This is a genomic window from Limnohabitans sp. TS-CS-82, assembly GCF_002943475.1.
In genome coordinates this window covers 199,906-215,119 of sequence record NZ_PTQX01000005.1, presented here as the reverse complement: position 1 = coordinate 215,119, position 15,214 = coordinate 199,906, and the positions used below count along the sequence as shown (strand labels likewise).

Sequence of the window (15,214 nt, the reverse complement as noted above, 5' to 3'; positions counted from 1 at the left end):
AATGAAAAAAGTCAAACGCTCAAACCTCGGTTTCATTCGTCACGCGTTCCGTCGCAGTCGCAGCACGGTCGAACGCTTGGAAGACCGCATCTTGCTTTCTGCCGAACCCCTGGTTCAATTCAACCGTCTCGACAGCGATCAACCGCTGATGGTTGAAAACATGGCGCACGACCTGCAGCAAAAAGCAGTCAATCCGCTGGACATGGAGACCATCTCCAGCATTGCCAGCTTGATTGACCTGACCAAGCCGCAATCCGAGCAAAGCAACAAATTCAACTGGACCGGTTCCACGTCGTCTTTGCTCAAACTCAACTCGCAACTGTCTTCGTTGGTGCTGGACTTGGGTGATGGCGACAGCCAAGTCAGCTTGAGCAACGAGGACAGCGGCCACTTGCGGTTGTCCCGCGTCGGTGGCGACGCGATGTACGACATCGTGTTTGCCAAACCCACCAGCATTTTGGGCATTCGAGGCGAGGGCGGTTTAGACCGCTTGCTGCTGGAGAACGTGGACCTGGGCTCCACCAGCCTGTCGGTGGACGTCGAGCACATTCAACTGCCCTCTACCAGCACCGTCACGGGGCAAGGCAACCTCATGTTCACGGCCAGCAACAGCTTCACGGGCGACCTCGGCGTTGCCGTCGTGGGCTCCGACAGCCTGGACCTCACCGCTAGCATTGACGTGGCCGGCACGATGCAAATCACAGGCAATGTGGTGTTGGCTGCGCAAATCAATGTGGACTTGCAACAAGAGGCGGCTTTGACGGGGTTTTACACCGTCCATGGCAGCACCAGTTCCAGCGTGCGCGTGACCGATGGCGCGCAGATCACGGCACACAGTGTGTCTTTGAGCGCGCACACCGAATCTATTTGGGGCATTGCCGCCAACGATGGCTTGGTGGGCGGCCGTTTAGCCCTGGATCTGAAGCAAAACACCGAAGCCGTGGTCGAAGGTGGCGTCACCCTGTTGTTAGCCCCAGAAGCGGCCGAAGACGGCAGCGAGGGCACCGGCTTGGTGATCGAAGCCATTGACTGGACCGATGCCTCCGTGGTGCTCGATATGAGCGATGGGGCGATTTCTGCCCTCTCCAAAACCACGGAAGCGGGCCAAGCCCTCGAAGGCTTCGAGTTGGGCTGGACCCAGATCGACATGGTGCGCAACACCATTGCCAGCTTGGGCAGCTCCGCCACAGGCAAGACCCCCGTCACCGTGGGTGCTCAGCCCGACCAGAGCGCAGGTTTGGTGCAAGTTTCTGCGGCCAGTTTTGATGGCCCCGGCGATGCAGACGGCGAAAACGCCGGTATCCAAGGCTCGGTCATGTCCAGTTTGGTGGGCTTGCACATCAGCAACATTGAGCACAACGTGCAGGCCTCTGTGGCCAACGCGACGCTCGATGTGGGGGCTTTGAATGTGTATGCGCTCAACGAAACCAACTACCTCGCCAACGGCAAGATTGCCATGAACCGCAGCAGTGGCAGCACCGATGTGTGGTTGGACAGTGTGGACCTCACCAGTGCCGGTGCCTTGGCCTTGATTGCGAGCGACGCGTCCAACTTCACCGCCACCAGCGAAGGCTTCTCGGCCGACATTCCGCAGATGGAGACGCTCAAGGTCGGCGTGGCATCGACCAGCAACACGGTCAATCGCAACGTCAAGGCTGTCATCCTCAACAGCAACGTGAGCGCCAGTGAGTCAGCTTTGCTGGCCAACAGCAGTGGCACCTTGATCGTCACCCTGGAATCGATGGCCGTGTCTGGCACCGAAGAACTCGATGCCGCGTCGACCACCGCCACCCCCGCTGCAGGCAACAGCGCCACCAGCAGCTTCCAAATGTCATTTGGTGGCACCTTTGCTTGGAACCAACTCACCGGTCAAGTGCAGGCCTATGTGGACAACAGCACACTCGAAACCACCGAAGGTGATTTGGCGGTGCAAGCTGTCAACAGCTCGTCCCTGACTGCGCAAAGCAAAGCCGGAACCGCGGTCTACAACAACTCGGGCGCTGCCGCCGGTGCCTCGTTGGCCTTCAACGCCGTCGGTTGGGACATGGGCAACATTGCCGCTGCTGGCATCAACAGCGTGCTCGGCACCGATATCGGTACCACCGAATTGCCCTTATTGACCCAAGCCTTCATCCGTGGCTCAGACGCTACGGTGGCGGGCGACCTCAGCGTGCTGGCTGAAGATGCTATTGCCGTCGATGCCCAAGTTTCAAACTCCTCCGATGTGGTGGTTGGCGAATCTGGCACGGGCTTGTCTGTGGGGGCTGCCATGATTTTGGCGAGCAACCGCGTGCGCTCAGAAACCCGTGCCTTTGTCGACGGCAAGAAGCGCCTTGAATCTGCCGCACAAGCCACCTTCGTGGTGGGCGGTGGTCTCACTGTCTCGGCCACGGATGAGTCGGGCATCACGGCCGACGTGGCCATGTCTGCCAACGTGTCCACCTCGGGCAGCGCCGTCGCTGCAGGTGGTGTGTTCTCTCGCAACGATGTGCGCTCGAACGTCTCCGCCGATGGTTTGACCTTGTCCCTTGAAGCGGAAGGCGACGCGTCGTTCACAGCCTCGGCCACGGCCTTGATCGAAGCCACCTTGAGTGGTGACGTGGTGGTCGCGGAGCCGGTCGCAGAAGAGGGTGCTGCGGCAGACACCCCAGTGGCAGCGCCAGATGCTGAGGCCGCTGCCGCTGGCGGCACCACGGTGGCTGCCAATGGCCTGATCGCCACCAACATGATCTTGGTTGAAGCCACCGCGTCGTTGCGCGACAGCTTTGCCACCGTGGGTGGTAGCTTGGGTGTGGAGGCTGAAAACAGCGCCACCATCACCGCCGAAAACACCGTCAGCACTGAAAGCACGGGCGTTGCTGCGGGTGTGGTGCTGGCCTTCAACACCGTGGGTTGGAAAGCCCAAAATATTTTCTCAGCCGCCATCGATGCCTTGATCGGCGCGGACGGCTTGGGCGTGGCGCAGCCTGCCGTGGCCAGCGCCGAAATCACCAACACCGAGTTGGACGTGGGCGAAGACTTGAACTTGACGGCCGTCAACGTGCCGCAAATCAACGCCACCATCGAAAACAGCGTCAGCTCTTCCGGCGGTGCAGCTGTGGGCTTGGTACTGGCTTCGAACTTGGTGAGCTCGGGTGCCAATGTGTTGTTGACACCCAAGACAGAGACGGGTGCCGGTGGTTTAAGTGCTGACGCCATCTTCAATGTGGGTGGCAATTTGCTGGCCAAATCCAGCGACACCTCGGGCATCGTGGCCCGCATTGGCGCGTCTGTGGGCAGCGAAGGCGCCGCCGCATTGGGCGCGCAATTGGTGCGCAACGATGTGCGCAGCACGGTCTTGACCTTGGTTGACAACGCCATGCTTGAAGTGGGGGGCGATGTGGAACTGCTCGCCCGTGGCTCGGCCAGCATCATGGCTTTGCTGACCGACCAAGCCTTGCCTTTGCTCGCCCAAGATGAAGCCGAAGTGGACCCGGCCGACGGCGTCTTCACCGAAACCTCGGCTGAAACTGCACCGCCTGAGAGCGCGGCCTCTATGGCCATCAAAGGTTTGATCGCTACCAACGTGGTGTTGTCCGATGTGCGCATGACGGTGCTCAACAGTGACATCCACGCAGGCGGCGACCTCACGGCCTTGGCCCGCAATGCTGCCGAAATTGAGGCAGAAAACAGCGCCAAAGCCGACGCCGATGGTGCCGCCGTGGGCGTCACACTCGCGTTCAACACCATTGGTTGGAAAGCTCAGAACGTGCTTTTCAACGCCATCGACACTTTGCTGGGCACCAGCATTGGCGACGAGCAACCCGCCCAAATTTTGGCCACTGTTACAGGTTCCAACCTCAGTGCCGATGGCAATCTGTCCATCGACGCCGAAGCGGTTGAACAAATCACCGCGACCATCGCCAACGAAGCTGCTTCGGGCGGCGCCAGTGTGGCTGCCGGCATGGTGTTGGCCAGCAACTTGGTCAACGCACGCGTGCGCGCCAGCGTGGCACCGGCTTTGAACGTGGCGCGCCGCGTGACTCTGTCCTCGGGCGGTAGCCTGCAAGTGACCGCTACCGACGAAGCCGGTATTTCGGCGGACGTCAGCATGGTTGCCAGCAGCGGTGGTGCCGCTGCAGTTGGCGGTTTGGTGGTGCGCAACGATGTCCGTAGCCAAGTGCTGGCCGAGGTGGACAGCGTCGAAGGCGCAGCCACCGAAGACTTCTTGGTGTTGGCCCTCGAGTCCGCCACCATCGAAGCCACCCTGTCGGGTGAAACCACATCACTGGCCGCCGCAGAACCTGCTGCCGATCCAGCTGCCACGGACCCTGCTGTCGATCCAGCAGTCGATCCAGCGGCTGATCCAGCCGCCGCTGAGACAGCCACTGCCAGCCCCTTGGCCCTCAATGGCTTGATCGCTACCAATTTGGTGCTCAGCGAAGCGAGCGCCAAGATCACCCACAGTGCCTTGACCGTGGATGGCAACCTGTCGGTGCAAGCCGACAACATCGCCACCATCAGCGCCGAAAACACCGCCAGCCTTGAATCTGACGGCACGGCCGTGGGTGTGACGTTGGCTTTCAACACCATCGGTTGGAAGCCGCAAAACCTGTTTGCCAACGCCATCGACGCCTTGCTGGGCAGCGATGCTTTGGGCACCGAACAACCCGCCGTGGTCAGTGCCATGGTGCTGGACACAGCGTTCACGGTGGGCGGCGATGTCGCCGTCACAGCTGGCGGCTTAGACGAAGACCCAGACGGCGCGGTGGGGGCCACCATCACCGCCACCATCAGCAACGAAACAACGGCCAACGCAGCCAGCGCCTCGGCCAGCTTTGTCTTGGCCAGCAACAAAGTCAGCACCACCAGCCAAGCCTGGGTAGGCCCACTTTGGCCTACAGCCGCAGCCATTGAAGGTGCGTATGCCGTGCCTATGGAAATTTTGGTCGGCGGCAATATGGACGTGACCGCCACCGACGCGGGCACGATTGAAGCCGAAGTCACCATGGCCGCGACCAGCGGCGGTGGTACCGCCGTGGGCGGCGTGGTGGTGACCAACGAGTTGCGTGGCGACGTACTCGCCACGGTCGACCGCGTGGCACTGACTGCGGCGGGCGACATCACCATCAGCGCCTCTGAAGCCTCTAGCTTGAGCTCAACACTGTCTGGCAGCACCGAAAGCCCCGCACCAGAAGAAGACGCAGAAGCTGCCGCCGAACCTGACGTGGGTGTCGAGCCCGCAGCAACACCCATGGCCATCAATGCCTTGATCGCCAACAACGTGGTGCTTGGATCGAGCCGCGCCATCTTGACCAAGAGCCAAGTGCAAGCTGACGGTAGCTTGACCGTACAAGCCGACAACGTGGCCGACATCACGGCCGAAAACACCGCCACCATGAGCTCTGGCGGCACCGCCGTGGGCGCGACTCTGGCCTTCAACACCATGGGCTGGGCGGCTCAAAACGTGTTGTTCAAAGCGGTCGATGCCTTGGTTGGTACCGACATTGGTGATGAAGACCCGTTGGTCGCCTTGGCCAAAGCCGAAACGGTGGAACTGGAGTTGGGTGGCGACTTGAACGTGCTCTCCAGCATGGAAGCCACGCTCACGGCCACCACCACCAACGAAGCCAGCAGCGAAAGCGCCGGCGCTGCCGCCAGTCTGGTGTTGGCCTCAAACATGGTCAGCACGGACGCACAAGCTTTTGTGCTCCAACCCAACGACAGCGAGACTTACACCCTGAACGTCGAGGGTGCTGTCACGGTGCAAGCCGAAGACACCCCAGCCATCGTGGCCAACACGGTGGTCACCGCCACTTCCAGCGGCGATGCCGCCGTGGAAGAGGGCGACGGCGAGTACCTGCGTGTCGACTACCACAGCGGCGACGGTGTCATCGATTTGGCCTTTGGTGACCAAGTGATGGTCGATGCCGATCACGAAGCGGGCGGCACGCCAGCACGCATTTACCGTTACATGGGCGCTGACGAAACAGTTGATCTGTACGAGGAAAACTACGACAACACCGGTCTTTGGTACGAACTGCTGCCGCCGGTTGGCTTTGTGGGCGACGTGTTGGCCTTCCTCGAATCGAGCATGCCCTCGGTTGAGAAAGAAATCGTGCTCACCACCATCCCAATGGGGGGCGTTGAAAGCAACGTGGGCATGACGATCTCCGGCGGTTGGGGTGACCTCACCGTGGGCGACTTCATCAACGGTGTCAACGGCGACACGCCAGCTGGCTTCAGTTCGACCGAGCAGGGCATGACCCTGAACTTAGGCTCCTTGTTGGGCCGTGCTGCGCCTGGACTTAGCTTAGAGCTGAACTTTCCGAACCCTGATCTGCCGTTTTTCGAGCACGAAGAAGTTTTGGGAAGTTTCACCCACGGTGGTGCTGTGTATGACTGGGGCATCCGTGCCGCCGTTGGCTGGCCCGATGCCAAGCTGTTGGATTTGATCAACCTGCCGGCTTTGCTGGAGGGGCGTTTTGAGCCGCTGTTGCCCGAGTTCTCGGCCTTGGTCTTCTTTGGCGATGTGGAGATGGACGCCAACCACATCTTGCCCGCGCAATTTGTGGTGCACATGCCCACGGTCTATGTCACCTTGATGGGCAAGCCCGTCGCGTTGACCTACAGCGAGGCCATCACCATTGACACGCCTGAATCGCTGCGGGACTACATCGACCCTGACATGGCGCCCATGGACATCGAGTTGGGTTCCTTGGACCTTGACGTGTTGATGGACGTGGCTGGCGTGGCCGATCGCGAAGAGACCTATTGGGACGACGCCTTGGAAATTGACGTCAGCAACCCAATGCTGACTTATTTCGAGCAAGTGTTCCCCTTCATCGCCACCGAACCGGACAGCACGGAATGGGGGGTGGGCCTGACGGTGGGAGCGGGTTGGCAAAACACCAATCTCTTGGAGATTTTGACCGGTGACAAAAAGCCTGAGGGCGTTCGCCAGCTCGACACGGGCATTCAAATTCAAGCCGGAGACGCCCAAATGTTGGGCGACAACGTGCAAGGGCCAGCGCTCAACTTAGAGCTTTACCTGCCCAACCCAGAGCTGCCGCATTACGAATACCACTATGCCTTAGGTGAAGCCGCTGTGACGCCGCCTGCCGATGCTGCTGAGCTGGACCCCGCCGCGCCCACCAGCGTGGCATGGGGCCTCAACGTTTCCGTGGGTTGGGCCGACACCTTGTTGTTGGACTTGGTCGACGCAGAGGCGTGGGCCGATGGTGACTTCAGCATGACCATGCCCGAGCTGAACTTTGATGTGTATGTGGACTTGCCCGAAGCGGGGGTCACAGGCGAGGTGAAAGCCTTCTTACCCAAATTCTTTGACATCACCTTACCTGCCTACAAAACCACCCTGTTGGGCCATGTGTTGGCGATTGACTTTGGCACCACCCTGCGCTTTGAAACGCCCGAAACCTACGCCGCCTACATCGACGACACCTTGCCAGTGGGCAAGGTCAACCTGCCGCGCCTCGACCTGGATGCGGCCCTCGCCGCGCAAGAAGCAGGCGACGACATTGATTTAGACGCTTGGACGTTCACACCCACCAGCGACATGGTCAAAGTCGACATGACTGACCTCGATGCGGTCAATGAGGCCTTTGAAACGCTGGTTCAAGTCATTCCTGAGCGCTACGCCATCACCGACGTCAATGGCACGGGCACCTTGTTCGGCGTTCAACTGAATGTGATTGATCCGTTCTTCAGTGACGCCCCCAATTTGATCGAATTTGCGCTCTCCGACATCTTGTCGGAGGACGTTTACAAGGTGATCGAGCCGTTCATCAAGCCCGCTTCAGGCCCTGAGGACGTTGTGGTCCTGACGCTGCCCGAATTGGCCTTGCCTGTGTTCAGCGAAACCGTGCCATTTGTAGACCAGTTCCGCGAATTGCTGCAAACCATCCCGACGGAAGTGCGTTTGTACAACCCGACGGTGTCTGCCAGTTTGTTGGGCTTGGCCATCGACCAGACCTTGCCCATCACCGATGCGGTGCAAGGCGTGGCCGAAGCGCTGGGCTTGGACATCTTCACCTTCGAAGACAACGCCGAAGACCCGAGCCTGAGCTACTTGCAGTTCAGCTTGCTCGACATGATCGAGAAGTTGCCCGAGACGGCGCAAGACATTTTGAAGCTGTTCATCGACACCGATGCCACCGACAGCGTGCCCCTCGAGTTGCATGTGCCCGAATTGGCGTTTGGTGACTTCACGCCGCCTGAACTTGAAAAATACGCCCCCTTCGTGCAATTGGGCGTGACCGTGTTGGCTAAGTTTGGCTTTGAGTTGCCCTTTATCCAACTCGACATGAGCAAGAACGACCCGGTGGTCGAAGCTGAAACAGGCAGCACAGGAGCCGGGGACACCACAACCCCACCCGAGACGGTGGTTGAGGCGGGCTTGACTTGGGTCACCGCTGAAGACGCTTTGGCAGCCGGCGCTGGCACAAACGAAGTGCAAACCCTGCGTTTGGCCGTTGACGCCAGCTTAGGCCAGGGCACGGCACGCAGCTTCCAGTTGGCTTTGGGCAACAGCAAAGTCACGGCGCCAATTGAGGTGCTCACTTTGGGAAGTGCCGCCAAAGAGCAACAAGTGCTGACCGTCACGCAAGCGGATACCAGCAAGCGTTTCTCCTTGAAGCTGGGTAGCTGGACTTCCGCCGAAATGGCGTACTCGGGTGACCCCACCATGGACGCGGCTCGCATCAAAGATGCCTTGTCCGCCCACCCAGACCTCGCCTCCGTCAAGGTGACGTATGGCACCGATGCCAGCAGCCACCGCACCTTCACCATGGCGTTCACCGCCAAAGACGCGACTCAGCCCAACTTGGGCCAAGTGCAGGCCTTGCCGAGCACTACCAAGGGGGGTAATTTGGCGTTTTCCGCCAAAACCCTGCAGGACGGCAGCGTTGCGAAAACCTCCACAGACCAAGTCGCGCTCATTCAGAGCGCGCTGGACAAAACCTTCTTTGATGCAGCAACCCAAGAAGGTTTGATCAACGTCAGCGTGGCCACCGATGGCAGCTATGTGCTGACCATGGACGGCAGATACAGCAACGTCAACCTCGATCAAATTCAAGCCCAAGGCGCCACGGCGGGTGTCAAGGTCAGCACGGCCACTCAAACCGAAGGCAAAGCTGCAACCGGCGCTAGCTACCTGATTGATTTGCAGGCTTCAGAAGCGCAAACCTTGTTCGATGCCCACATCACCGTGGGCGGCGAGATCTATGCCGTCAGCGACCTGTCCGTGGACGTGACCGCGGCCCAGCTCAAAACCCAGCTGCTGTCTGCCAAGTCCGCCAGCGGCAAGTTACTCAGCGCCAGTGGCGTAGCCCTGACTGTCAAGCTCGGCCAAACCTCGGGCCAATGGGTGGTGAGCTTTGCCTCTGCGACAAGTAGCGACAGCTCTTTGAAGCTACAAACTGCGTTGAAAGCGCCAGCGCCAACTGACAGCGCTGGAACCCCAGACACAGGTGCCCCAAATACGGGTGCCCCAAATACGAGCACGACTGATCCTACGGACCCAACAGGGGCCGTCGACACCACGGACCAACCCTCTTGGGTCGATGCCGATCAGCTCGGTGCCAGCGCCTCTGGCGTGTCTGAATTGCAAACCCTGGCCCTCAATGTGGCCAGCACGGCCATTGGCCAAGATAAATTTTTCTCGCTGGCTTTGGGCAATGCCAAGGTCACCGACGACATCGCGGTGCTGGATATTGGTGCCAAGAGCAATGAGCTGCAACGCATCACCTTCTTGAATCCGTTGGAGAACGCGAATAAAAAATATGTATTGGTCTTGGGTGATCAGACATCAGCGGAATTGACGTTTGCCAACAACCCCGACCGCGATCAAGCCGTCTTGCAGCAAGCCATCGAAAGCTTGCTGAAGGTCTCTTCGGCCAAGGGCAAAAGCCCCGTTACCGTCACCTTTGACCAAGGCTCAAAAGGCTTTCGTGCCTTTGACATCGTCTTCAGCGGTGCTTTGGCGGGCAAGAACATTGGGCAAATCACAGCTGAGCGTGTGCAACCCATCAGCAAGAGCCTGCCAACCAACACGCTCAGTTTCAACACACAGACCCTGCAAGAGGGACATGCCGGCAACACGGCGGCCGATCAACTCGCACTGATTCAAGCCGCACTTGATCAGAAGTTGGGCACTGACCAGATCACCGTCAGCCTCAGCAAGACGGGCCAGTTCATGCTGGCCATGCAAGGCCAGTTCGAAAACCTGAATGTTGACCAAATCAAGGTCAAAACAAAATCTGCGGGGGTCACGGTCACCACAGGCACCGATATTCAAGGCCAAAGCGCCACAGGCGCCAGCTACCACATCGCGCTGCAAGCCCCCGAGGGCACGACCGACTTCCACCTTCAGGTGGAACTCAACGGCGTGAACTACACCGTCGAAAACCTGTCCGTCAACGCCACGGCAGACGACGTGCGCACCCAGTTGCTGGCCGCGCAATCTGAAGCCGGCGAAATTCTGGATACCACGGGTTTGCCCATCACGGTCAGCCAAGGCACTGAAGCTGGTCAATGGACCGTCGCATTTGGTGCAACCGCTGATGGCATTTCTGCCACAACGCTGCGCTTTGCCTTGGCCCCAGTCGATGCAGAAGCGCCTGCCGAGCTGGTGCCCGAAATCGCTGCCGAACCCGTCAAGGGCGCGATGGCTGTGGGCGGCTTGGTGGTGCGCAACGATGTGCGTGCTTTGGCCCAAGCCTTCATTCGCTATGCCACCCTCACGGCTGGTTCAGTCAGCGTGACCGTGTCTGAGTCAGCGAGCATTGAAGCTGAGTTGGAAGCCGTAGCAGAGGCCAGTGGCGGCACGGGCAAGGGTTTGGCTGTGGGCGGCGTGATTGCCACCAACCTGATCCTTAACCAGTCAGCGGCTTACATCTCTGACAGCACGGTGGTCACCACCGAGGGCGACGTGACGGTGGAGGGCTCCAACACCGCCAGCATCACCGCCAGCAACAACAGCTCGATCAGCTCTGACGGCACGTCGGTTGGCGTCACGCTGGCTTTCAACACCATTGGCTGGGAAGCTCAAAACGTGCTCTTCGCTGCCATCGATGCGTTGGTGGGCAGCGACATCGGCGACGAAGCCCCGTCGATGGTCAAAGCCTATTTGCACGACACCGACGTGGAGTCAGCAGGCGCGATCTCGGTCACGGCGACCAACGAGGCCGAAATTCTCTCGGACATCAAGAACGAAGTGGCCTCGGCTTTGGCCGCGCAAGAGCCACCGGCCCTGGACACGACCAGCCTGACACCGCCTGCAGCCGCTGGGGGCGGCGCCAAGAGTGTCTCCGCTGGGTTCGTTTTGGCCAGCAACATGGTCAGCAGCGGTGCGCTTGCCACCATCACCCACAGCAACCCCTTGGTCATGCGTACGCTGACCGCCGGTGCTGGCGGACTGAGCGTGGCTTCTAGCGACGATGCGCGCATTGTGTCCACCGTGGACTTGTCGGTCATCTCGGGCGAAGAAAACGAGTTGGCCTTGGCCATGCGTGCGTTCGTCAACCTGTTTGGCGTGACTTACACCGACTTCTCGGGCTCGCAGCGCGTCATTTTTGGCGACCGCGTGCGCGTGGGCGGTGCCACCTACACCACCTTTGACCGTCCTGAAGTTCTCACGGCAGGCGAGCGCGTTGAACTCAAGTCCAATTTGGGCGGCGGCGAAGCGGGCGACATGTACGAGTACTTGGGCGAAGACGACCTCGAAGCCCCACGCTTGGACAAAACCGATTTCAGTGACACCGAACTGTGGCGCAAGATTCAGGGTTCAGCTGACACCACGTATGTCTTCAAAGGTTCGTCATCGGTCTTTGACCTGGGCGCAGAAGACTTCACCGACACCAGCCGTTGGATGGCCATTGATTTGGACGCCTTGGTCGATACCGCTGCAGCAGCGGCTGTCGCTGTGGGCACCTTGATGGACAAGGCCACCTTGGCTGACGATGGCGCTTCCGCCTTTGGTGGCTTGGTGGTGCGCAACGATGTGCGCAGCAACGTCAACAGCTTGGTCGAAGGTTTTGAGATTGACGTCACGGGTGATGTCAGCATCTCGGCCACCGAGTCGGCCATCATCTTGGCACAAGACAACAGTGTGGTCGAAGCCAAGACCGCAGGTGTGAATGTGGTGGTTGCCACCAACACCATCTTGGGTGGCGCGGATGCCTTGCTCAAGAACAGCACGCTCGTGACCGCCGAAGATTTAGAGGGCGAGCAAGCGGGTGACGTGAGCGTCACCGCCGACAACATCGCCTTCATCTTGGCTGAGGTCAACAGCACGGTCAAAGCGTCAACGTCTGTGGGCGTTGTGTTGGCCTTCAACACCATCGGCTACGCCCCTCAAAACTTGCTCTACAACATCGTGGACGGTGTGTTGGGCACCAGCTTGGCAGGGCAAGACAAACTCACCACGACCGCACGCATCGTCAACACGCCGCTGGAGCTTTCAGGCAGTTTGAACGTTGCGGCCACGTCGGACGGGCAAATCCAAGCGCTCATCGACAACTCAGCCTTGGCGCTGGATGTCAGCACCAAAGCCGACAGCAAGGCCATCACCGTGGCCCCTGTGATTGCGATGAACAAGATCGCAGCCACCACCGAAGCTTCGGTGGACGGCACCGGCAGCATCCTCGCTGAAGGCGACATCGTGGTCGAAGCCAATAGCAACACCCGCATCGAGTCCGAAGTGGCGGCCAGCGCTATTGGCATCTCGGCCAGCACCTCTGGGGCCGCCAAATCGGTGTCCGTGGGCGTGAGCTTGACCCGCAACGACGTGGACAGCGACGTCAGTGCCTTTGTGCGTGGCCTCTCCTTGGCCACCCCTGCCGAAGTCACGTCGACCAGTGGCAATATCCAAATTACGACCGAGCGTGGTTCGGCCATCGTGGCCAATGGCCGCGCCACCGCGATCGCCGTCTCTGCCAGTTTGACTGGCGGTGCCACTGCGGTGTCGGGTGCGGGCACCTTGGCCCTCAACCGCATCACGGGCAACGCGCAGGCGTACGCCCAGTGGGCCAATTTGGTCACCGAAGCTGAGGCCGATGAAGACGGGACCCAGACCAACGGTCAAGTCGAAGTCAAAGCACTGGACGATGCGCGCATCAACGCTTACCTGCGTTCGGTGGCAGCCTCGGTATCCATTGGCTTGGGTGGCTCCGCCACCGCTGCTGCCGTGGGCCTGTCGGTCGCGCGCAACTTGATCGGTCAATCACCATCTGTCGTGTCTTACGACTACAAAGCCACGGCTTACGACAAAGACAACAAACTCACCGAGTTGGTCAAAGGCAAGCGTGTCTTGCTGGACTCTGCCTTGATGGGCAACGACATCTACGAATACGTGGGCGACAAACTCACCAATGCCGCAGGCATTGATTTGGTCAACCAGAACTATTCAGACGAAAGCCAGTGGCACTTGGTCAGCTACAGCGCCAACGTCGCGGCCACTCGCGCACAGCTGATCCACAGCGCCGTACAAGCCACAGGCGACCTCAACCTTGAAGCGGTCAGCACGGCCGACATTGAGGCGACGGTTTTAGCGGCTGCCGCTGCGGTGGGTGCCAGCGCCAGTGCATCTGCTTACAGCTTGAGCGCTGCGGGTGCGTATGCGGAAAACCGCATCACTGCCAGCTTGCAATCGGGTGTAGTAGGCAACACCGCTGACCCACTGGCTATCGAAGCAGGTGCCATCTCGGTGCGTGCCGAGAGCCAAGCCACCATCGACGCCATCACCGGCGCTGCCGCGTTGTCGGCTTCTTTATCGGGCACAGGCACCGCCGCCTCCGTGGCGATTGGCTTATCGCTCGCTTTCAACAGCATTGACTCGGATGTCTTGGCCGATGTGGTCGGTGCCGATTTGGTGGCCCGCAGCGGCAACATCGACTTGCGCGCCATCTCCAGCGGCGTGGACCGCAGTGAACTCGACTACGACGCCATGCAAGAAGCCGGCTTGACCGCCGATGCTTTGAACGCGTTAGCCAATGCCGGCAAACAAGCCAGCTACACCAGCAGTCAAGGCCAAAGCTGGGATTACCTCGCCAGCGACGGCGAGGTTGAACTGCGCAAGATCGTCACGGGCAGTTTCTTGGGCACCACCTCGACCCGCATGCCCAAAGTGCGCGTGGACGTGTTGGATGACCAAGGCGAGCCAAGCGGCGACTACAACATTTATGTGCTGGTCAACAGCGACTTGATTTACGACGTGGTCGATCTGTTCGAGGCGGACATCATCCACAGCGACGATTGGCGCAAAGTCTCGACCGACAAGCAAACCGTCAAGTCTGGCTATACCGTGCAAGTGGCTGAGGGCCACACGGCAGGTGGCGAAGTCGGCCGTGTTTATGTTTACGGCGGGGCTACAGAAGACTACACCACTGAAGACGGTGAGCGCATCCAAGGCAAGACCTGGCACGACGTGAAAAATGGCGACGTGATCTTGGTGGGCAGCAACCACATGGTCACTTCCACCTTTGGACCGCCCAAAGAAAGCGGTTTGGCCGGCAGGCTCTACAAGTACCTGGGAGGCAACAGTAGCATTGACATTTCCACTGTTGATTTCACGAATGGCGCCGACTGGGAAGCACTGGCCGTTCAAGAAGACATCGCCTTGTGGAAAGAAGATTTCAGCGACACCACACGTTGGCGCTTTGCTGACGATTACGCCGATCCAGCCAGCCAAGGCAATTTGGTGCAAGCCTTGGAAGATGCAGGTCTCACGCTGCCCACACTGGACGAAGTTCATGCGGCCTATCTGTATCGCAGCACCGAAGGCTTGAGCTGCGACTACACCACGGAAGACGGCAAGCAAATTTTGGTTGCGGGCGACCGCGTCGGCTTGCTCTGGGGCGAGGACGCGGGCTACGTGTACGAATTCAAAGGCGATTTGCCTTTAGATAAGTTCACCCTCAACACCGCCGATGCTGCCGCAGGCGCCGACGCTGCGGCGGAAGCCGCTTTGGCCGAGGTGGAAATTGATTTGTCCGAAGAAGACTTCACCAACACCGATCGTTGGGAAAAAGTCAAACTCACGACCTACCGCCTTACCAAGGGTGACACCGTACGCGTGGCCCAAGGCCACGAGGGCGGCGGCGAGGAAGACCGCATTTACCGTTACATCGGCGTCAACAACCAACTGTTGATGGCCGACGAAGACTACTCGGACGATAGCCGTTGGGAACTTGCACCGGTCGAGATCAGTGTCTCGGTG

1 protein-coding gene (cut by a window edge) is annotated in these 15,214 nt (G+C 59.7%); it reads left to right on the top strand.

From position 1 onward, the window contains the following. Position 1 precedes the first annotated feature (1 nt). Positions 2-15,214: the 5' portion of a glycine-rich domain-containing protein gene (locus C5F52_RS12620; protein WP_104798714.1), read on the top strand. The gene runs 46,644 nt beyond the window's last position; the window shows 15,213 of its 61,857 coding nt (coding positions 1-15,213); it begins with the start codon at positions 2-4; its stop codon lies beyond the right edge, outside the window.